Origin of the sequence: Flavobacterium circumlabens (genome assembly GCF_004345565.1) — a bacterium.
Lineage (GTDB): Bacteria > Bacteroidota > Bacteroidia > Flavobacteriales > Flavobacteriaceae > Flavobacterium > Flavobacterium circumlabens.
The window spans coordinates 117,877-138,444 of sequence record NZ_SLWA01000010.1; the positions used below are offsets into that span (position 1 = coordinate 117,877).

At 36.0% G+C, this 20,568-nt stretch carries 20 protein-coding genes; 4 read left to right on the top strand and 16 right to left on the bottom strand.

The features are described 5' to 3' along the window. Positions 1-67: 67 nt before the first annotated feature. The 10 genes from murG to EV142_RS20480 form a co-directional block, all read right to left on the bottom strand. Positions 68-1,153 carry an undecaprenyldiphospho-muramoylpentapeptide beta-N-acetylglucosaminyltransferase gene (murG, locus tag EV142_RS20435; RefSeq protein WP_132037699.1) on the bottom strand — a complete coding sequence of 362 codons (1,086 nt, stop codon included), beginning with the start codon at positions 1,151-1,153 and terminating at the stop codon, positions 68-70. Between the two features lie 42 nt (positions 1,154-1,195). Further along, on the bottom strand, positions 1,196-2,515 hold the full coding sequence (locus EV142_RS20440; protein WP_132037700.1) for an FtsW/RodA/SpoVE family cell cycle protein: 1,320 nt from the start codon (positions 2,513-2,515) through the stop codon (positions 1,196-1,198). Positions 2,516-2,656: 141 nt separating this feature from the next. Continuing rightward, on the bottom strand, positions 2,657-3,988 hold the full coding sequence (gene murD, locus EV142_RS20445) for a UDP-N-acetylmuramoyl-L-alanine--D-glutamate ligase (protein WP_132037701.1): 1,332 nt from the start codon (positions 3,986-3,988) through the stop codon (positions 2,657-2,659). Positions 3,989-4,057: 69 nt separating this feature from the next. Continuing rightward, on the bottom strand, positions 4,058-4,408 hold the full coding sequence (locus tag EV142_RS20450) for a four helix bundle protein (RefSeq protein WP_132037702.1): 351 nt from the start codon (positions 4,406-4,408) through the stop codon (positions 4,058-4,060). A gap of 51 nt (positions 4,409-4,459) precedes the next feature. Continuing rightward, positions 4,460-5,689, bottom strand: coding sequence for a phospho-N-acetylmuramoyl-pentapeptide-transferase (mraY, locus tag EV142_RS20455; protein ID WP_132037703.1), 1,230 nt, complete (start codon positions 5,687-5,689; stop codon positions 4,460-4,462). 110 nt (positions 5,690-5,799) lie between these two features. Next, positions 5,800-7,263, bottom strand: a complete 1,464-nt coding sequence (locus EV142_RS20460; RefSeq protein ID WP_132037704.1) for a UDP-N-acetylmuramoyl-L-alanyl-D-glutamate--2,6-diaminopimelate ligase — start codon at positions 7,261-7,263, stop codon at positions 5,800-5,802. Next, the gene (locus EV142_RS20465) at positions 7,260-9,269 is read right to left on the bottom strand and encodes a penicillin-binding protein (RefSeq protein WP_132037705.1); all 2,010 of its coding nucleotides are present in this window, start codon (positions 9,267-9,269) and stop codon (positions 7,260-7,262) included. The genes EV142_RS20460 and EV142_RS20465 overlap by 4 nt, the downstream gene beginning before the upstream one ends. Further along, entirely contained in the window at positions 9,260-9,607 is a 348-nt protein-coding gene (locus tag EV142_RS20470) for an FtsL-like putative cell division protein (protein ID WP_132037706.1), read from the bottom strand. The genes EV142_RS20465 and EV142_RS20470 overlap by 10 nt, the downstream gene beginning before the upstream one ends. A 12-nt stretch (positions 9,608-9,619) precedes the next feature. Beyond that, the gene (gene rsmH, locus EV142_RS20475) at positions 9,620-10,528 is read right to left on the bottom strand and encodes a 16S rRNA (cytosine(1402)-N(4))-methyltransferase RsmH (RefSeq protein ID WP_194100185.1); all 909 of its coding nucleotides are present in this window, start codon (positions 10,526-10,528) and stop codon (positions 9,620-9,622) included. Then, positions 10,503-10,976 carry a division/cell wall cluster transcriptional repressor MraZ gene (locus EV142_RS20480; protein ID WP_127339382.1) on the bottom strand — a complete coding sequence of 158 codons (474 nt, stop codon included), beginning with the start codon at positions 10,974-10,976 and terminating at the stop codon, positions 10,503-10,505. Before EV142_RS20480 ends, rsmH begins: the two co-directional genes overlap by 26 nt. A gap of 378 nt (positions 10,977-11,354) precedes the next feature. Between EV142_RS20480 and EV142_RS20485 the strand changes: the two genes are divergently transcribed. Continuing rightward, positions 11,355-12,119: an alpha/beta fold hydrolase gene (locus tag EV142_RS20485; RefSeq protein WP_132037708.1), complete on the top strand. Its 765-nt coding sequence runs from the start codon at positions 11,355-11,357 to the stop codon at positions 12,117-12,119. 42 nt (positions 12,120-12,161) lie between these two features. Then, positions 12,162-12,782 (top strand): ribosome biogenesis GTP-binding protein YihA/YsxC, encoded by a 621-nt coding sequence (yihA, locus tag EV142_RS20490; protein WP_132037709.1) that lies wholly within the window; start codon positions 12,162-12,164, stop codon positions 12,780-12,782. A gap of 191 nt (positions 12,783-12,973) precedes the next feature. On the opposite strand, the gene gldC is transcribed toward yihA, so the two are convergent. Both gldC and gldB read right to left on the bottom strand, forming a co-directional pair. After that, positions 12,974-13,309, bottom strand: a complete 336-nt coding sequence (gene gldC / locus EV142_RS20495) for a gliding motility protein GldC (protein ID WP_026985662.1) — start codon at positions 13,307-13,309, stop codon at positions 12,974-12,976. Next, the gene (gldB, locus tag EV142_RS20500) at positions 13,309-14,265 is read right to left on the bottom strand and encodes a gliding motility lipoprotein GldB (protein WP_132037710.1); all 957 of its coding nucleotides are present in this window, start codon (positions 14,263-14,265) and stop codon (positions 13,309-13,311) included. The genes gldC and gldB overlap by 1 nt, the downstream gene beginning before the upstream one ends. Positions 14,266-14,367: 102 nt before the next feature. Here gldB and nadE point away from each other — a divergent pair, with 102 nt between their 5' ends. Further along, positions 14,368-15,174, top strand: coding sequence for an NAD(+) synthase (gene nadE / locus EV142_RS20505; RefSeq protein WP_132037711.1), 807 nt, complete (start codon positions 14,368-14,370; stop codon positions 15,172-15,174). A 92-nt stretch (positions 15,175-15,266) separates the two neighbouring features. After that, on the top strand, positions 15,267-15,896 hold the full coding sequence (locus EV142_RS20510; protein WP_026730588.1) for a response regulator transcription factor: 630 nt from the start codon (positions 15,267-15,269) through the stop codon (positions 15,894-15,896). Here EV142_RS20510 and dnaG read toward each other — a convergent pair. From dnaG to EV142_RS20530, 4 genes are all read right to left on the bottom strand, one after another. Then, a complete protein-coding gene (dnaG, locus tag EV142_RS20515) occupies positions 15,893-17,956 on the bottom strand; it encodes a DNA primase (protein WP_132037712.1) in 2,064 nt (687 codons plus the stop codon). The two genes, EV142_RS20510 and dnaG, sit on opposite strands and share 4 nt — an antisense overlap. Positions 17,957-18,082: 126 nt before the next feature. Then, entirely contained in the window at positions 18,083-19,135 is a 1,053-nt protein-coding gene (locus EV142_RS20520; protein ID WP_132037713.1) for a hypothetical protein, read from the bottom strand. A gap of 74 nt (positions 19,136-19,209) precedes the next feature. Then, positions 19,210-19,929, bottom strand: a complete 720-nt coding sequence (locus EV142_RS20525; protein ID WP_132037714.1) for a hypothetical protein — start codon at positions 19,927-19,929, stop codon at positions 19,210-19,212. Continuing rightward, a complete protein-coding gene (locus EV142_RS20530) occupies positions 19,916-20,476 on the bottom strand; it encodes an RNA polymerase sigma factor (RefSeq protein ID WP_132037715.1) in 561 nt (186 codons plus the stop codon). Before EV142_RS20530 ends, EV142_RS20525 begins: the two co-directional genes overlap by 14 nt. Between the last annotated feature and the right edge of the window lie 92 nt (positions 20,477-20,568).

The window sequence follows — 20,568 nt, forward strand, 5'->3', positions numbered from 1 at the left end:
ATCAAAAATGCCTAAAATAACATAGTTCAATTCCTTTGATGTTCTACAATTATTATAAAAAATTACATTATAACAACTTTTTAATTTCCTCTACAATAACTTTTGTAGCATTTGGCATTGCCAGCTTTTTGATATTGTCACTGAGCTGTTTTTGTTTGCCGTGATCTTTTAGTAAAGCTTCAAAAACAATACTAAACTGACTGTCTAATTCTGATTCTTTCAACAAAATTGCTCCTTTTACATCTACAATTGCCTGGGCATTTTTGGTTTGATGATCTTCGGCTACATTGGGGGAGGGAATAAAAATTACCGGTTTTCCAACAATACATAATTCCGAAACGGATGATGCTCCTGCACGTGAAATAATCACATCTGCTGCAGCATATACAAAATCCATTCTTTCAATAAAATCAATGACCCTTACGTTCTGTTGATTGTATTTTTTATAATCTTCAAAATATAATTTCCCACATTGCCAGATGACCTGAACATCTTGTGAAAGCATATTTTGTAATTCTTTCTCGATTAACTGATTGATTCTTCTGGCTCCTAAACTTCCGCCTAAAACCAACAATGTTTTTTTACCGGGATCTAAACCGTAAAAGGTGATTGCTTCGTCACGTTTGCTTTCAATATCAATTAAATCCTGACGAACCGGATTTCCAGTGAAAACAATTTTTCCTTTAGGGAAAAATCGCTCTAAATTTCCATATGCCACACAAATAGCATTCGCTCTCTTGCTCAGTAATTTATTGGTAATTCCCGGAAATGAATTTTGTTCCTGAATTACGGTTGGAATTCCTGCTCCTCCGGCTGCCTGCAATAAAGGCCCGCTGGCAAAACCACCCGTACCTATGACTACGTTAGGTTTGAATTGTTTGATGATTCGTCTTGACTCTAGCAAACTTGTTGCCAACTTTAACGGAAACATCAAATTTTGCAGGGTTAATTTTCTTTGCAATCCCGCAATCCAAAGTCCTTTTATCTCATAACCTGCCTGAGGCACTTTTTGCATTTCCATTTTATCCTGAGCGCCTACAAAAAGAAACTCAGCATCAGGGAATTGTGTTCTTAATTCATTAGCAATAGCAATTGCAGGATAGATATGCCCTCCTGTTCCGCCACCACTTAATATGAATTTATAATTTGCCATATTTTTAAAAGTTATTCTTTTTAAAAATTATTCTTTGTAATCTTATTTATTTAAAACTGCATTCATTGGATTTCTGGAATTATCTGCAATGGAATACAGCTGCTCTTCTTCGTATATTTCTTCTCTTTCGTCAACAGGCAAATCTTCTTCGGCCAGTTCTTTATCAATCAATCTTTGAAGTGCTTCTTTTCTTCTTTCTTTTTCCTGTTGTTCTTCTACAATTTCTTCCTCTTTCTTGGTTACGCTAATGATAATTCCGAGAGAGAAACAGGTCATCCAGATCGAACTACCTCCACTACTGATTAACGGAAGTGTCTGCCCTGTTACCGGTAATAATTCAACGGCAACCGCCATATTGATCATCGCCTGAAAGATCATTGGAAAACCGAGTCCGACGACTACTAATTTTCCAAATAGTGTATTGGCTTTGTGTGATGCGATCACAAATCGAAACAACAGTAACAAGTACAAAAGCAATATCGAAACACCGCCAACCAAACCATATTCTTCCACAACAATGGCATAGATAAAATCTGAAGAGGATTGCGGTAAAAAGTTTTTCTGAACGCTTTTTCCGGGTCCTAAACCTCCAAATCTTCCGGATGCAATAGCAATTTTTGCTTTTTCAATCTGATAATCATCTTCATCCGGTTTATCTGTCGTAAAGTTTTCAATACGACTTCCCCATGTTCCTACCCTGCTGAAAAATCTCGATTCCGGAAATGCTTTTGCAATGAGAAGGAAAAACAGCAGCATTGCCACTCCTGAACCTATAATGAATGCAATGTATTTTAAGGGATATTTTCCGATAAATGTCAGCATAATTACCATTGAAAAAATCAATGCAGTGGTCGAGAAATTCGCCGGTAAAATCAAGGCTAACGTTATAAAAACCGGTAGCCAAAGCTGTACTAATGACGTTTGAAACGGCTCATTTTCTTCTTTTGTTTTTGACAAATAACGGGCAACATAAATGAACAATACTATAGAGGCCAGCGTTGACGTCTGAAACGTGATCCCGATAAACGGAACCTGAATCCAACGACTTGCATTTGCTCCTGCAATTACTGTTCCTTTTAGTAATGTATAAAGCAGCAGAATCCATACAACGGGCAATGCTATTTTAGAAATGGCCCTGAAATAATGGTACGGTACTTTATGCACCCAATAAATAATCAGGAATCCGATACAAATATGTGCCAGATGTTTTACCAGATAACCTAATGTATTTCCGGTTCCGTGACCAATATAAGCCAGATTACTACTCGCACTAAAAACAGGCATAAACGAAAACAGCGCTAATAAAGCCACGAATGACCATATTACCCTATCTCCTTTTAGTTTGTTTACCAGCTCTTTCATAATTTTTTGTTTCAGGTTTTTCTTGTTTCAGGTTTTTCTTGTTTCAGGTTTTTCTTGTTTCAGGTTTTTCTTGTTTCAGGTTTTTCTTGTTTCAGGTTTCAAGTTCCTCGTAACTTGAAACCTGAAACTTTAAACTATTTTCTACAAGTTGTGTACCGCTTGCTTAAACTGCTTCCCTCTGTCTTCGTAGTTTTCGAATAAATCGAAACTGGCGCAGGCCGGAGATAATAAAACCGCATCTCCTTTTTCTGTTAGACGCTGTGCTGTTTTTACGGCATCGCTCATATTGTTTACTTCCACCATGATGTCAACCACATTTCCAAAAGCTTCAATGATTTTTCTGTTGTCTACTCCTAAACAAATAATTGCTTTTACTTTTTCACGGACTAATGACATCAGCTCGTTGTAATCGTTTCCTTTATCAACTCCACCAACAATCCAGACTGTTGGAACGTTCATACTATCTAAAGCAAAGAATGTAGCGTTTACATTTGTTGCTTTTGAATCGTTGATATATTGTACGTTCTGAATTTTTAATACTTTTTCCAAACGGTGTTCCACACCTTGAAAATTAGATAAACTTTCGCGTATTGTTGCATTTCTAATTTGCATCAATTTTGCTACAGAGCTTGCTGCCATTGCGTTTTTCGTATTATGTTTTCCTTCTAACGCAATGTATTCTGTTTCCATTGTAAACTCTTCTTGGTTGATCTTTATTTCCATTTTGTTGTTATTTATAGAAGCTCCCTCATCGAATTTTTTTGACAATGAAAAAGGAATTAATTTTGCTTTTGTTTTGTTATTTTTTAGCCATTCTGCAATTGCCTCATCGTCTGCATCGTAAATAAGGTAATCGCTTTCGGTCTGATTCATTGTTATTCGAAACTTTGAATCGATGTAATTTTGATATTTATATTCGTACCGGTCCAAATGATCCGGACTAATATTGGTAATTATGGCAATATCAGGTCTGTATTCTATAATTCCGTCGAGCTGAAAACTGCTTAACTCGAGCACGTAGGCATCGAATTTATTCTCGGCTACCTGCCAGGCAAAACTTTTTCCGATGTTTCCTCCTAAACCAACATTTAAACCTGCGGATTTCAACAAATGATGTGTTAGCATCGTGGTTGTCGTTTTACCGTTACTACCCGTAATTCCGATAGTTAATGCTTCTGTAAAAGGTTTGGCGAACTCGATTTCTGAAATTACTTTAATTCCTGCAGCTATCAGTTTTTTTACTATGGGCGATTTTTCCGGAATTCCCGGACTTTTCATCACCACATCGGCGTTTAAAATGAGGTCCTCAGTATGTTTTTCTTCTTCCCATGCAATCCCGTTAATGATAAGAACTTCTTTATAGCTTTCTTTTATTTTTCCAAAATCAGATACAAAAACATCGTACCCTTTTTTCTTCCCGAGAATAGCGGTACCTACACCACTTTCTCCACCTCCTAAAACAACTAATCTCATACGCTATGTAATTAAAAATTGAGAATTAAAAATTAAAAAACTTTTCAAATCAGGCTTTCAATCCAATTCTTATTTTCCTTTTAGGGTTATTATAATTTTTGCTAATATTCTGCAGATTTCATCAGCCTCACCAAAGATGCTGTCGAATTCACTTACAGAGATATAATCTGTTGCTTTTAACAATTTCAGCCAATAAATTGTTTCTCTCGCTTCTTTATATGAAATTTCAAGCTTAAATAAAAACTCTTTATCAGAACGTCCTCCAATTGACTCTTCAATGTTTGCCCCAATTGAAGTTCCACATCTTAAAATCTGTTTACTCAAGACAAATTCCTTTTTTTTAGTGGTTAGATATTTGTACAAATTGATTATTCTAACCGCAAAAAGAAATGATTTATCCTGAATAATATTTTCTTTCATTTATAAGAACTGTTAACTTTTAATTTTTAATTCTCAATTTTTCATTGAACATTATCTTAATTTTAAAGTAACGATTGATAATATGGCTAACATGATCGCGACAATCCAAAATCGGGTCACAATTTTACTTTCGTGATATCCCTTTTTCTGATAGTGATGGTGCAATGGCGACATCAGGAAAATTCTGCGGCCTTCACCGTAACGTTTTTTGGTAAATTTGAAATAACTTACCTGCAAAACCACTGAGAAATTTTCTACCAAAAAGATACCACATAAAAGCGGGATCAATAATTCTTTACGAACTGCAATTGCCAGAACTGCAATAATTCCTCCAATTGTCAAACTTCCAGTATCTCCCATAAAAACAGAGGCGGGGTAAGAATTGTACCAGAGAAATCCGATGAGTGCACCTACAAAAGCAGATATAAAAACCGTCATTTCTCCCGAATTGGGGATGTACATAATATTGAGATAGTTTGAAAAAAATATATTTCCTGATACAAACGTAAAAATCCCGAGTGCCAAAACGGAGATGGCCGAGGTTCCTGCGGCGAGTCCGTCAATTCCATCTGTTAAATTCGCCCCGTTAGAAACAGCCGTAATGATAAAAATAACCACGGGAATAAAAATAAGCCAGGCCCATTTCTCATATCCTTCACCTGTAAAAGCTAGAATTTCAGCATAATCAAACTCATTATTTTTAACAAAAGGAATTGTTGTTGCCGTTGATTTTTCTTCAACCGGTGCAGGCAAAACTACTGTTGTGCTTACATTTTTATAAATATCTGTTTTTCCGGTATCTGTTCTTACTGTTACAGCCGGATTGAAATACAATACTGCCCCGACAATAATTCCTAAACCTACCTGACCGATAACTTTAAAAATCCCTTTAAGTCCTTGTTTGTCTTTTTTGAATATTTTAATATAATCATCTACAAAACCAATAGTTCCCATCCAAAGGGTAGTAACAATCAGCAGGACGATGTAAATATTATGCAGACGTGCAAATAACAAAACAGGTACAAGTGTGGCAAAAATGATAATCAGTCCTCCCATTGTCGGAGTTCCCGCTTTTTCATTCTGACCTGCAAGACCTAACTCACGAACCGTTTCACCCACTTGCTGGTTACGCAAAAAGTTGATGATTCTTTTTCCGTAAATCGTAGACAAAAGCAACGAAAGCAAGAATGCCAAAGCCGATCTGAAAGTGATGTACTGAAAAACACCCGTTCCCGGTATGTCTAATGTTTTGTCTAAATATTCAAATAAATAGTATAGCATATATCTTTTATTTTAAATTTCGTTTTTGAAACTTAAATTCCAATTTTTTAAATTCCAATTCCAACGTTTCAATTGGATTTTGGATTTTGAAATTTGAAATTATTATTTTGTTATTTCCCCAGTTGATCTAATATTTCTTTCACGGTTTCCATATCGTCAAAATGATGGCGAACACCATTTATTTCCTGATAGGTTTCATGACCTTTTCCTGCAATCAGGATAATATCATTGGGCTGAGCCAATTGACAGGCTGTTTTAATAGCTTGTTTTCGATCGGTAATTCTTACTGTTTTTTTATAATTATGAGCCTCAACTCCTTTTTCCATTTCATCTAAAATTACCTCCGGATCTTCATTTCTTGGATTGTCAGAGGTTAAAATTGCTTTGTCACTAAGATCTGTAGCAATTTTTGCCATAATGGGTCTTTTTGTTTTATCTCTGTTTCCGCCACAACCCACAACGGTTATCAATTGTTCGTTTTTGGTACGGATATCATTAATTGTCTTTAGAACATTATCCAAAGCATCCGGTGTATGTGCATAATCCACAATCGCAGTAATGTTTCCTTCTGAAACTATATACTGGAAACGGCCCGAAACACTTTCTAAATCAGACAGTAAGCGCAATGCCTCGAGACTGTCCATTCCTAATTCTACGGCAGTTCCGTAAATTGCCAGAACGTTGTATGCATTAAAAGTTCCGATTAGTTTTACCCAAACTTCATTATCATTTACTTTTAACAATAAACCTGATAACTGACTTTCTAAAATCTGTGCTTTAAAATCAGCATACGATTTCAGGGCATAGGTAAATTTTCTGGCAACGGTATTCTGTAACATTACCGCTCCGTTTTTGTCATCACTATTGGATAAGGCGAACGCTGTTTTGGGCAGTGAATCAAAAAATGACTTTTTCACATCTCTGTATTCTGCAAAAGTTGGATGGTAATCCAAATGATCGTGTGACAGGTTTGTGAAAATTCCCCCCACAAAATGCAAAGCTTCAGTACGTTTCTGATGAATTCCGTGTGAACTCACTTCCATAAAACAATGTGTTACTCCCGCTTCAATCATTTCATTTAAATAATGATTGATGGTGATCGAATCCGGCGTAGTATGTGTTGCTTTATACTCGGTTGCATCCACCATGATTTTTACCGTTGACAACAAACCAACCTTAAAACCTGCTTTTTCAAACAATTGAAACAATAAGGAAGCAATGGTTGTTTTTCCGTTTGTACCGGTTACGCCCACTAATTTTAATTTTTCAGAAGGATTTCCGAAATAATTAGCCGCCATAAAAGCCAAAGCCGAATTGGTGTCTAAAACTTTTATATAAGTAATTCCCTTTTCAAGATTCCCCGGCAGCTCGTCACAAATAATCGCAACAGCACCCAATTGAATTGCTTTTTCAATAAAATCATGACCATTGGAAAGTGATCCGCGAATGGCTACGAAAATATCCTTTTCTTCGATTTTTCTGGAATCAAACTCAATTTTGTGTATATCGATATCCGTCGAACCTGTTACAGATTCAATAGCTACTTTGTATAATATGTCTTTCAGTATTTTCACGATAATTCTAATACTATTGTTTCGTTTTTACTAATCTGCTGTCCAGCCTGCAACGACTGTTTCTTTACTTTTCCTACTCCGTTTACTTTTACTTTTAAACCTAAGTTCTCCAGTAAAGCAATGGCATCCATCCCCGGCATTCCTTTTAAATTCGGAATTTGTTTTGTCTTCTTTTCCGCCTTGGCGTAATATTCGTTATAACTGTTTTCCTGTTTTGGAATTCTCGAATCCAGTTGTTTGATTTTATTGGTGGAAGGCGCATCTGTAAATATTTTTTGAGCGATTCTTTTAAAAACCGGCCCTGCAACGTCTGCTCCGTAATAATTATTTTTTGATGTATTGGGTTTATGAACCACTACAATACAAGAATATTTAGGATGATCCGCCGGAAAATAGCCCACAAAAGAAGAGGCATAATACAATGCTGATTTTCCTTCTTTTCCTCCATAATTCATCTGGGCCGTTCCTGTTTTTCCTGCCATCGAAAAATCTTTCGAATACAATTTAGAAGCCGTTCCTTTTTTAACCACATTCAATAAAACAGCTCTTAATTTTTTAATCGTTTCCGGTGAACAAATCCTTGGATTAATAACTTCTGTATCGAATTTTTTAATTGTTTTGTTCCATTCTTTAATTTCAGATACAAACTGCGGTTTTACCATTACGCCGTTATTGGCAACCGAATTGTAAAATGCCAGTGTTTGCATTGGTGTAACCGAAACTTCATATCCAAAAGCCATCCACGGAAGTGAAATTCCCGACCAATGTTTGTCTCCGGGTTGCGGTATATAAGGCCTTCCTTCTCCTTTAAAATGCAATCCTAATGGTTTATCTAATCCATAACTCTTAATGTGATTCACAAACCTGGATGGATTGTTTTTGTAATTTTCATAAACCGCCTGAACCATTACTGTATTGGACGAAAGTTCGAAACCACGTGCTAATGAAACTTTCCCATAACCTCCTCTGTGCGAATCAGTAACAGGACGCCCATAATATCTTATTTGCCCACCGTGACTATCGTAAACCGTACTGGTATCTGAAACTTTATCTTCTAAAATCGCCATTAAATCAACTAATTTAAAAGTCGATCCCGGCTCATGAGATTCTGCAACAGCGTAATTTGTGGTTTCATAATACGATCCGTCTTCTGCTCTTCCTAAATTTGAAATTGCTTTTACATGTCCTGTTTCTGTTTCCATAACCACGACACAACCATGATCTGCTTCATAATCCTGAAGTTGTTTCAACAAAGCGTGATGCGCGATATCCTGGATGAAAACATCAATTGTCGAAATCACATCAAAACCATCCTGAGGATCCACTTCATTGACATCACGAATAGGTTTCCACTGTCCTTTTGCAATTTTTTGTTTTAAAATTTTACCGTCTGTCCCATTCAGGTAACTTTTGAAAGCCCATTCAATTCCTTTACCGACTTCTACTCCTGTTGCAGGGTCAATTCGGTCGTAACCAATAGTTCTTTCGGCAATTTTTCCGATTGGATGTTTTCTGACCGTTTCCTGTTCGATGATAATCCCGCCTTTAAAAGCTCCTAAATTGAATAATGGAAAACCTTTAATTTTTACATAATCCGTGTAACTCAAATTTCGGGCAATCAAATAATAACGATTTTTATTGGCTCTGGCTTTTCTTAATTCCTGCTCGTAATAACCTCCCGGCCTGTCTAATACAGTCGCCAAAGAATCCGATAAGGCTTTTACATGTTTTTCGAAAGTTTCTGTTTTTGGCGCTTTGGCATCAAATCGAATTTCGTAATTCGGAATAGAGGTTGCCAGTAAACTCCCGTCTGCCGAATATATATTTCCTTTGTTTGCCGGAATTACAAAATTTCGAACGGTACGCTGTTTTGCCAATTTTCTGTAATAATCCCCTTCTACCCATTGAATATTGGTCAATTTAACAACAATAGCAATTGCCATCAAAAAGATGAAAACTGCTACGAGGTAAATTCTGTAGGATATATGTTTATCGTCTACTGCCATATTCTTTTAAGGAAACTTTTATCTTCTTCTTTTTTTACTTCTATTTTCACAGGAGGTACGGTTGATGGGAAAATTTGCTTTTCGAGCATCTTATCCGATATCGTTGACTCCATTTTCAATTTCATTAACTCTGAACGTCGATCTACAAATTCTGATCGTAATTCTTTTACATCATTATTCAGTTTTGCAATTTCAAACACTTTTTGCTCGTATCGCTGCGTATTAGCAATCATTATTATTGCTAGCAAAATGATAAAAACAATGAATCTCCAGTTTTTTACTGCGTCATCGTTAATCAGAAATCTTGCTTTTAATATGCCAAATACTCCACCTTTCATCTTACCTATACATTATGCCTTTTCAGCAATTCTTAATTTTGCACTTCTTGCCCTGTTGTTTATCTTGATTTCATCATCATCAGGAACAATCAGTTTTCCGATTGTTTTAAACGGAACCGAGAAATTTCCAAAAAAATCACGTTCCGGCTCCCCTTCAAACATTCCGTTTTTAATAAATCTTTTTACCAGCCTGTCCTCTAAAGAATGATACGAAATCACAGATAATCTTCCTCCCGGATTCAAAATCTCTAATGATTGCTCTATAAATTCTTTCAGAACGTCCATTTCCTGATTTACTTCGATTCGAATCGCCTGATAAATCTGCGCCAGTATTTTGTTTCGGACTCTTTCCGGTAAATATTTGGCCAGCACTTCTTTCAGTTCATCGGTCGTCTTAATGGGTAAATGCTCTCTGGCTTCTACAATTGTTCTTGCCAAAACCGGAGCGTTTTTCAATTCTCCGTAATCATAAAAAACACGACGTAAATCCTGTTCTTCATATTCATTCACTACACGATATGCATTTAAATCATTTTTCTGACTCATTCTCATATCCAGTCCGGCATCAAAACGTGTTGAAAAACCTCTTTCGGGAACATCAAACTGATGGGATGAAACGCCTAAATCGGCTAAAATTCCATCTACCGACTTAACACCGTGAAAACGCAAAAATCTTTTTATGAATCTGAAGTTCTCATTAATTAAGGTAAACCTTTCGTCCGGCAACGCATTTGCCAGCGCATCTTCATCCTGATCGAAAGCAAATAATTTTCCGTTTGGCCCCAGTCTGTTCAAAATTTCTTTCGAATGACCACCGCCGCCAAACGTAACATCTACATACACACCATCAGGCTTAATATTTAAACCATCAACTGTCGGATGAAGCAAAACCGGATTATGATATTCCATTGTCGTCGTCATTAATATTTCCCATTACTTCTTCGGCCAGATCTGCAAAATCCATATCTTCGCCGCTTATTGATTTTTCGTATAAATCTTTATCCCAAATCTCTACAATATTAACCGCAGATGAGAAAACAACATCTTTAGCAATACCTGAAAAAGCTACTAAATCCTTCGGAACCAGTAATCTTCCCAATGCATCAATTTCTACCACTTTCACTCCTGCCGTAAATCTTCTGATGAAATCATTGTTCTTTTTTACAAAACGATTCAGTTTGTTGATTTTCTGCATCATCAAATCCCATTCTTCCATCGGATACAACTCCAGACACGGTTGAAAAACAGAGCGCTTCAAAACAAATCCGTTTTGAAGAGAAGAAGCCAATTGCTTTTTCAAAGGCGCAGGCATCATTAGCCTCCCTTTAGCATCGACCTTACACTCATATGTTCCTACAATTGTGTTCAAGAAAATGTTTTACTATAGTTGTACAGCAAAAATATAAAAAAAAATACCACATTCTACCACTTTATACCACTTTGTTGATAAGTTTAACCACTTTCGCCCCTGAACGATTAATTAATAGACAATCAACACGTTAGATATAAATTATTTTGAAGACACTATTGTTTAACAATTGCAAAAAATACATAGCCTTTCTCTTAAAAAACTAACAATTATGTAAATATTTTAACATTCAATATGAAGTCAAATACCACCTCTAAAAGCTGACTTTTAAGGACTTAGTAATTCGACAAAAATTATCTAGTTAAAAAAGGGTGGCAAAAATTCATTTTTATTTTTTTAACCCTATATTTGTCCAAATTGAAATTGGCATTAAATTAAATGGACAAACACTACAAAAAAGAAGGCAAGTACAGCTATTATGAAGCTGGTGAAGGAACTCCTATCGTTATCTTACATGGCTTAATGGGAGGCCTAAGTAACTTTGATGCTGTAGCGCAATATTTTCCAACAAAAGGATACAAAGTCGTTATCCCTGATTTGCCAATCTACACTCAGAGCATTTTAAAAACTAACGTAAAGAGTTTTGCGAAATACGTAAAGGACTTTATCACTTTCAAAGGTTTTGACGAAGTTATTTTATTAGGCAATTCATTAGGCGGACATATTGCACTTTATCACACAAAATTATATCCTGAGAAAGTTGCCGGACTTGTCATAACAGGAAGTTCCGGTCTTTACGAAAGCGCTATGGGAGACAGTTATCCGAAAAGAGGTGACTACGAATACATCAAAAAGAAAGCTGAAGATGTTTTTTATGACCCGAAAATAGCTACTCCGGAATTAATCGATGAAGTATATGCTACTGTAAATGACCGCATCAAACTGATTAAAACACTGACTATTGCCAAAAGTGCAATTCGTCATAATATGGCAAAAGATTTACCAAAAATGACAGTGGAAACCTGTATTATCTGGGGTAAAAATGACGCCGTAACGCCTCCTAATGTGGCCGAAGAATTTGATAAATTATTGCCTAATTCAACTTTGTATTGGATAGACAAATGTGGGCATGCTGCTATGATGGAACATCCTCAGGAATTTAATAATATTCTTGAAGAGTGGCTCGTTAAAAAGAATTTATAGCACTCAACTTTCTTCTTACAGGAGGTTTTAAAATTAAACATCATGAAAATTAATACCGCCGAATTTATTATCAGCAATTCTGAAGTTGCAAAATGTCCACAGGATTTTTTGCCGGAATATGCTTTTATCGGCCGCTCAAACGTAGGTAAGTCATCGTTGATCAACATGCTTACCAATCATAAAAACTTAGCTAAAACTTCAGGAAGGCCAGGAAAAACACAGTTAATTAATCACTTTAAGATTAACAACAATTGGTTCTTGGTCGATCTACCCGGTTATGGTTATGCTAAAGTATCCAAAAAAACAAAATCGGTTTTCCAGCAATTTATTACGGATTACTTCGAAACGAGAGAACAACTGGTTTGTGCTTTTGTACTGATTGACATTCGTCACGAAGCTCAGAACATCGATATTGAATTTATGTCGTATATGGGAGAAAGCGAAATTCCGTTTTGTATCATTTTTACGAAAGCCGACAAAATCAGCAAGACCAAAATTGATTCTCACATTGCTGCCTACAAAAAACAAATGTTTGCCAATAACTGGGAAGAAATGCCGCATTATTTTGTGACTTCCGCCACAGAGCAAACCGGAAAAGACGAGGTTTTAAACTATATTGACGAAGTGAATCAGGAAGTTTTTAAAAACAACAGTCAATTTTAGAAAAATAAAATTCCAATCCCGAAGCCTCGGGATAAATTCCAAATTCCAACATTTTAAAAAATTCCAATAAAAAAATCCCAAATTCCAATTTTACGATTGTGATTTGGGATTTCTTATTTTTTGAAACTTTCTGTCACCCTGAGCGAAGTCGAAGGCTTGGGAATTTATCCCGAGGCTTCGGGATTGGAAATTTATTTTGTTAGTTCCAGTTTCTCCGCAAAATAATCACAGAAATCTTTCATTGTATCTGACATCTTCTCGTCGTCTGTAGCACGTTTAAAAGTATCTGACATGGCCACTAATGTCTGGTGAAAGAAAATTTTCATTTCATCTACCGGCATATCTTTTGTCCACAAGTCAATACGCATAGTTTCTTTGGCTTTACTGTCCCAAATAGACAACATGATGGCTTTGGCTTCTTCCGCCTGAACCCCTCCGTCCTGAGCGCTCCACGTTAGTTTTTCCGGAACACGGTTTTCATCTAATTCTATATTGAATTTAATTTCTGAGTTTATTGTATCTGACATTATTTCTTAGGTTTATATTTTGACTTTTCGAAAATCTCTTTTGCATTTGTTTTTAGCAATTCCGAAAGGGTTGCTTTATTATTTTTCATGTAAGAACGTACCATTTGCCAGCCAATCCAGGATCCGACTCTTCCCGGAGAATCATTATCGATTTCAAGAAAGAACTTGGAGAACGGTGCAGGTGCTATAAATCGGGTATTTAATTTTGGATCATCGCTATACAAGAGTTGATTTTCTATAAAGTAACGCCACATATAGCTTTCGTTTTCTTCACACCACTTAATTTGTTCCGGTGTGAAGCCCATTTTTTCAGCATCTGTATATTTTGGTAACAGTAAATCTTTTGCATACAATTGCTTTCCTTCAAAAATCATCTGGGAAAGCAGGCTTCTGTCGGATGAGCCTGAAATTTTTCTGAACGCAAAACTGGACACCACATCGGGCATAATTTGTCTTTCTTCAAAATTTTGTTTCAGATAATTGGGAAACTCATAAAACTTATGCTCTTTTCCCAGATACAATTCCAATGAAACAATAACCAGACTATCTGCGTAAATTGCTTTGGCATTGTAATCCATCTCAGAAATTACAGTGATCACTTTAGGAATTTTAACTTCTGGAAAATAATACTTTACGTGCTGAAACAAGCTGTTAAATTCTTCTCTTACCGGTTCAAAATTCGAGTATTTTTTCTGAACTTCCGTATACACTTCTCTCCAGATTGGATCCTGCATTTTTTTGAGCCAGACAGCATCATCATTGCCCGGAGGAAAAAAGAACGGATATTGTCTTTTTACCTTAGCTAAATCTTCGGGTTTGGTTTCAAAAAACACTTTGTCAAAACGTTCCACTTTAATATCTACAGGAATTTCTTCAACTTCTTTTTCGACTTTGCTTTTTTGATCACAAGACAAAAAAAACAAGCACAGAAGCACTATAAAGCGATAAATTTTCATTTTATTTTAATTAGATTTGTGTTGCTGGAATTCAAGTATTGTTCATACTTAAAAAAATAATTCTGCAAATATACATTCCTGTATCTTAAAACCTGACCTATTATGACTAAAAAAAGTACCATTCAAACAGAAAAAGTAAATATTCACATCGTAGAGTGGCTAAAAGATTACGCTACTAAAGCAAAAGTAAACGGATTTGTAATCGGAATTTCAGGCGGAGTTGATTCTGCGGTTACTTCTACCTTATGCGCCCAGACAGGATTACAAGTTTTATGTGTTGAAATGCCAATTCACCAGGCAGAGAATCAGGTTTCAAGAGGAAGAGAGCATATTGAACAATTAAAAAAGCGCTTCCCGAATGTTTCGAGTACACAAACTGACCTGACTGCTGTTTTTGAAGCTTTTAAGACCTCTGTACCCAAAACAGATGATGATGCTAAAGTAAGTTTAGCATTAGCGAATACACGCGCTCGTTTACGAATGACTTCTTTGTATTATTTAGCAGGAATTAACGGCCTTTTAGTTGCCGGAACAGGAAACAAAGTAGAGGATTTTGGTGTAGGATTTTATACCAAATATGGCGACGGCGGAGTCGATTTAAGTCCAATTGCGGACCTAATGAAGTCAGATGTGTATGCTTTGGGGGCATTTTTAGCGATTCCGGACTCAATTTTAACAGCTGCGCCTACAGATGGATTATTTGGCGACAACAGAACAGATGAAGACCAATTAGGCGCCAGTTACGATGAACTTGAATGGGCGATGTTGGCCGCGGAGTCAGGAAAGACGCCAGCTGACTTCAACGGGAGAGAAAAATCTGTCTTTGAAATTTATAACCGTTTAAACACCAGCAACAAGCATAAAATGGATGCAATTCCGGTTTGTTTAATACCAAAAACGTTAAAATAAAACTTTTTAACATTTGTGTGTAATTAATTACAGAATTTATTTATTAATTTTACCGTTCCAAAAAACATGAACAATTCTAAAAAGGTAAAATTATGATTAAAGTATGTCTAGCAGACAATCATCCTGTTACGCACTTTGGCGTTAAGTCTTATTTTAAAGACCACGATCAAATTTCAATTGTTGCCAATGTCGGCAATTTTTCAATGGTTAGAGATATTCTTCAGACGAAGGAGATTGATATCCTAATTCTAGACTTAGAGTTAGAAGGTCTTTCGAGCATCTTTGAAGTTAAATCGATCCTGAAGAATTTCCCAAAGACAAAAATTGTGATTTTCAGCGACCTGGCTGAACAAATGTATGCTCCAAATGCCATTAAAGCAGGAGTTTCCGGGTATGTACACAAAACAGAAAAACTTGAAACATTAGGTCTTTCTATTATTAAAGTACATGAAGGAAAAATCATTATCAACGAAACTGTTCGCAAAAACATGGCCCTTATTGCTAAACAAAGCAAGAGCGAACGTCTTTACAGAAAGCTTTCGAATCGTGAAATTGAGGTTTTACGTTACTTAAGTGACGGTAAGAAAAACAATGAAATCTCTAAAATCTTAAATCTGAACGAAAAAACGATCAGTACTTACAAACTAAGATTATTGACTAAATTAAACGTTACCAATTTAGTTGACTTAGTAAACAAAGCTAAGACTTTAGAAATTATTTAATGGTATCGCGACATTACTCTTCCTAGTTTTTTCGAAAATGCATTAACTAATTTTGAGTAATCAACGACCATCGACAAAAGCTCTGTATTATCTGAATTATCAGGTTGTATAGAGCTTTTTAATTCTTCTATGATTTTATCAACCAGATACCAGCGCATAGACATAATGGTTTCGGTCACGTATTGTGCAATACCCGCTTGTTTGTCTTTCGCAAAAATATTTTGTCCTTCCCAATTGTGTAGTGACACTTTTTCATCTTCCATCAAGATATCCGTCACTTCCTGAGCAAAATCTGGCTGCAGACGCATTAAATATTGCTCCAGACTGAATTTTTCATTTTGATGATAGAAAGCCATGATATCCGTAAAAATATCCCGAAACAAATTATTCGAAAGCTCTACCTCATCTTCCTGCAAACTCAGGTAAATTCGTTGATGCACTTTATATTCCCTTTTTTCAGAAATCATTTCGATCTCTCCTTCTTCATTGCTTTTTAAAAGCACATCTTCAAATACTTCCGTTTTATCTCCGTAAAGCAATAAAATTTCTATTACCTTTCGCTCCAGACGGTATAATATATCAACCTTTTCGGTTTGTTGTGGTGCTGTATATCCCGGCTCTCCCGGATAATCCTCTGGTGGCCCGTTTCTTGGATCTTCCGGATCTCCTCCTGAATATCCTGTATTATTTGGCTTTTGGTTTCTGAAAACTTCAAAAGGCTTTTGTTCCTGCTTTTGCTTTTTATTCGCTTCCGCAATATCTTTCTGAATCAGCTGAGATAAAGTACTCACCAATACCTGCTCGGAAATATCCATAATCCGGGCACATTCCTGAGTATAAATTTCACGCTGGATACGATCCGGTATTTTAGAAATACTTGTTACCATATCCCTGATCAAATCGGCTTTCTTTATCGGATCGTTTTTAGCATCTTTCATTAAGAGCGAGGCTTTAAACTGGATAAAATCTTTGCTGTTTTCTTCCAGATAAGCCACTAAATCGTCATGCGAATTTTTTCTGGCAAAACTATCCGGATCTTCTCCGTCAGGAAAAGCACAAACCCTTACGTTCATTCCTTCCTCCAGAATCAAATCAATTCCACGGATCGACGCGCGCAATCCGGCAGCATCTCCATCAAAAAGAACAGTGATGTTTTTAGTCAGTCGATTGACCAGCCTGATTTGATCCGGCGTTAAAGCTGTTCCGGATGAAGCCACAACATTTTCTATTCCGGCCTGATGAAACTGAATTACATCTGTATACCCTTCAACCAAATAACAATTGTTCTGTTTTGCTATGGATTGTTTGGCCTGAAAAATTCCGTAAAGTACTTTACTTTTATGGTAAATATCACTTTCCGGCGAGTTTAAATATTTTGCTGCTTTTTTATCATTTGTTAAAATACGCCCTCCAAAACCCAATACACGTCCGGACATACTTTCTATAGGGAACATCACACGACCTTTAAAACGGTCAAAAGGACGATCTTCTCTGGCAATTGTCAGACCGGTACTTTCCAGGAATTCCAGTTTGTATCCTTTACCCAAAGCTTCTTTGGTCAGGGCATCCCACGTTTCCGGTGAATAACCTAAAGAAAACTTTTTGATGGTTTCATTGGTAAACCCTCTTTCCTTAAAATATGAAAGTCCGATTGCCTTTCCTTCTTCTGAATTTAAAAGTGTTTTATGAAAATATTCTTTTGCAAATTCCGAGACCAGATACATGCTTTCGCGAACATCGGTCATGGCTTTTTCAGCATCGGTTTGTTCTGTTTCTTCAATCTCAATATTGTATTTCCTGGCCAGATAGCGAATGGCTTCCGGATAGGTAAACTGGGAGTGCTCCATCAGGAATTTAACAGAGTTCCCTCCTTTTCCGGTACTAAAATCTTTCCAGATTCCTTTGGCAGGCGACACCATAAACGACGGAGAGCGCTCGTCAGAGAAAGGACTCAATCCCTTGAAATTACTTCCGGCTCGTTTTAAATTGACAAAATCACCAATAACCTCCTCTACACGAGCAGTTTCAAAAACAGTATCAATTGTATTTTGTGAAATCAAAACGTAAAATATTTTTAAAGTTGAGAGCCTGTAAAAGTAAACAAAATCTTCCCTGAAATGTAACGATTTCAAATAAAAAAAAGTGCTTCTCCCGAAGCACTTCTCACTACCTAAACTTAATCATACTTAATTCAAATCAAATCGTAACCCTAGTGAAATATTATTTTCATCGATTAAATTATCCTGAAATAAAGGATTCAAATCATATTTTAAATACAAACTCATTTCTTTATAACCAACGTAGGAACTCAGTCCGTAAATAAAATTATTTACATTATAATCGCCTTTTATAGTGGTTTTATATTTTAAATCTTCCTCTTCAAATTTTAGGATTTGCTTGGATTTTACATTGATTCCCGCGTAACCTCCAATCCCGAAACGGAAACTTTTATGTGTTCTGAAATAGGTCTTTCCATTACTTTCTTTTGGTCTTGTAAAATCAAATTCCAAATGCACCGGCAAAACGATATACACATTTCTAAAACGAGATTCATCCATATTTATCGCGTTCACTTCAAGATTAGTCTGATTTCCGTCTACCACAAAACTGCGGTTATCCGTTGGACGAATATTGTTATACATTACCGAAAGACCGTATTTGGCATGTAACAAATTATCATTTTTCATTAATCTTGAATTATAGGTAAAACCCCATTCGTAAAAATGCGACCCTATAAAACTATACCTGGAATCCTGAAGTTTTCCATCGATCATTGTATTGTTCAAACCCATTGCAAATACAAACTGCGAGGTGGTTCTTTTTTCACCGTGAATAGAATCTTTGCTTCTTTTCTTACCGCTCCAGTCTTTATCGTTCCAATGAATAATCAGAGTATGTTTGCTGATCGAATCTCCTTCTTTGATTTTGCCATCTACTTTTTGCTGTACCAAATCATTAAGTTCGTTTTGGGCCAAAGTAACTTTTTCTTCAATAATTACGGCTCTTGCTTCAGCCAGTTCTTTTTTGCGTTTATCCGCTTGTTCCTGCGTGATTTTGCCTTCTGAAAACTGAACATTTACAGCTTCGATTTCTTCTTTTAATGCTTGTTTTTCTTCTTTGGTGACTTTCTCGATTTTATTGGCAATTTGCTTTGCTCTTGACTCAAAAGTTTCCTGACCCAATACCTTACTTACAAATAAGAAAACAAGGATGACGAGATAAATAGTAAAATTTTTCATGATTGATTGATTTTTTAAAATTGATTGATGATATTTTTTAATTGTTTGATCGTTTATGGTTGATTGTTTATTTTTTATTCCTTCTGATTTCTGTTTGCCAGCGCGACTTTTACGGTTTGGTAGTTTTTATTGACTTTGGTAATTACTTTTTCTCTAAACGAAAGTTCCAATTCGCCATCGACCTGATTTAATAAATCGCTGGCATTGACTTTAATTTTTGCTTTGGGTTTAACCGTATTTTCTGCAACCACAGTTTTTTCTGCAGTGTTTAGCAACTGATCTGCCGTTTCGTTTTTAACTGTTTCAGGTGCCGTAATTTGATTGTTAAGGGATGGTGATTGTTGATTTTTTTGATTGATGACTGAAACCTCCGCTATTGGATTTGCTGTATTCTTAACTACTTTAATTCCTTTTTGATTTGAAATTTTTTCTTCTTTTTTTGAATCGCCTGCGTCCTGAGTTGGTTCTTTTTCTGAAACTGCTATTTGGTCTTTATTCGCATCTGTCTCTTTAAAACCTAGTTTAACAACGGAATCTTTTTGACTATTATCTTCAATAACCACTTGATTTTTTTGAAGTTCTACCTTTTTTTCCTGATTAAAAAAGAAAGTCCCTACCATTAAAAACCCCACAATACTGGCGGCGATATACAACCATCTATTTTTATTTTTTGGTTTCTTTTCTTCGGCGACACTCAACATGGCATCTAATCGGTCCCAAGCTTTTTCGCTTGGTTCGATCCTGCGCTGATTTAGTTTTTCACGGAAATCCTTTTCAAAATTATTCGGTTCCATTATCTTGTTTTTTTAAGGTATTAATTTGTGTTTGCAGCATTTTTCTGGCGTGCGATAATTGTGATTTCGATGTTCCTTCATTAATTCCTAACATCTTTGCGATCTCATTGTGTTTGTAACCTTCAATAGCGTATAAATTGAAAACCATTTTATAGCCATCCGGTAAAGCATCTATTAAAAACTGAATCTGATCTGTCGAAAACTGGCTGTCGATGGCATTAAAACTTTCTTCCGTATAAATCTCATCTTCGGCAAATTTTACTTTCTTCTGAACTCTTAAATATGATATACATTCGTTAACCATGATTCGGCGGATCCAGCCTTCAAAACTTCCTTTGTTTTCAAATTTGTTTAAATTGGTAAACACTTTCATAAAGGCAGTTATCATTACATCTTCGGCCAATTGAATGTCTTTTATATATTGTCGGCAAACACTCAGCATTTTCGATGAAAACCGACTATAAATCTGTTGCTGTGCTTGTCGATTATTCTCAACAGCCAACTTTATGATTTCGGTTTCTTCTTGATGTAAACGAATAATTTTCATTAATAAGCGTTCAGGTTTTGTTTTTGGAATAGTCTTCTATTAGCATAGACGAGTGAAGTTGTAAAATGGTTGCATGAAGGGGAAAATATTTA

Coding starts and splice junctions, on each gene's coding strand:
- murG (WP_132037699.1), bottom strand. CDS start 1,153: ATGGCAAATTATAAATTCATATTAAGTGGTGGCGGAACAGGAGGGCAT.
- EV142_RS20440 (WP_132037700.1), bottom strand. CDS start 2,515: ATGAAAGAGCTGGTAAACAAACTAAAAGGAGATAGGGTAATATGGTCA.
- murD (WP_132037701.1), bottom strand. CDS start 3,988: ATGAGATTAGTTGTTTTAGGAGGTGGAGAAAGTGGTGTAGGTACCGCT.
- EV142_RS20450 (WP_132037702.1), bottom strand. CDS start 4,408: ATGAAAGAAAATATTATTCAGGATAAATCATTTCTTTTTGCGGTTAGA.
- mraY (WP_132037703.1), bottom strand. CDS start 5,689: ATGCTATACTATTTATTTGAATATTTAGACAAAACATTAGACATACCG.
- EV142_RS20465 (WP_132037705.1), bottom strand. CDS start 9,269: ATGGCAGTAGACGATAAACATATATCCTACAGAATTTACCTCGTAGCA.
- EV142_RS20470 (WP_132037706.1), bottom strand. CDS start 9,607: ATGAAAGGTGGAGTATTTGGCATATTAAAAGCAAGATTTCTGATTAAC.
- rsmH (WP_194100185.1), bottom strand. CDS start 10,528: ATGACGACGACAATGGAATATCATAATCCGGTTTTGCTTCATCCGACA.
- EV142_RS20485 (WP_132037708.1), top strand. CDS start 11,355: ATGGACAAACACTACAAAAAAGAAGGCAAGTACAGCTATTATGAAGCT.
- yihA (WP_132037709.1), top strand. CDS start 12,162: ATGAAAATTAATACCGCCGAATTTATTATCAGCAATTCTGAAGTTGCA.
- gldC (WP_026985662.1), bottom strand. CDS start 13,309: ATGTCAGATACAATAAACTCAGAAATTAAATTCAATATAGAATTAGAT.
- gldB (WP_132037710.1), bottom strand. CDS start 14,265: ATGAAAATTTATCGCTTTATAGTGCTTCTGTGCTTGTTTTTTTTGTCT.
- nadE (WP_132037711.1), top strand. CDS start 14,368: ATGACTAAAAAAAGTACCATTCAAACAGAAAAAGTAAATATTCACATC.
- EV142_RS20510 (WP_026730588.1), top strand. CDS start 15,267: ATGATTAAAGTATGTCTAGCAGACAATCATCCTGTTACGCACTTTGGC.
- EV142_RS20520 (WP_132037713.1), bottom strand. CDS start 19,135: ATGAAAAATTTTACTATTTATCTCGTCATCCTTGTTTTCTTATTTGTA.
- EV142_RS20525 (WP_132037714.1), bottom strand. CDS start 19,929: ATGGAACCGAATAATTTTGAAAAGGATTTCCGTGAAAAACTAAATCAG.
- EV142_RS20530 (WP_132037715.1), bottom strand. CDS start 20,476: ATGAAAATTATTCGTTTACATCAAGAAGAAACCGAAATCATAAAGTTG.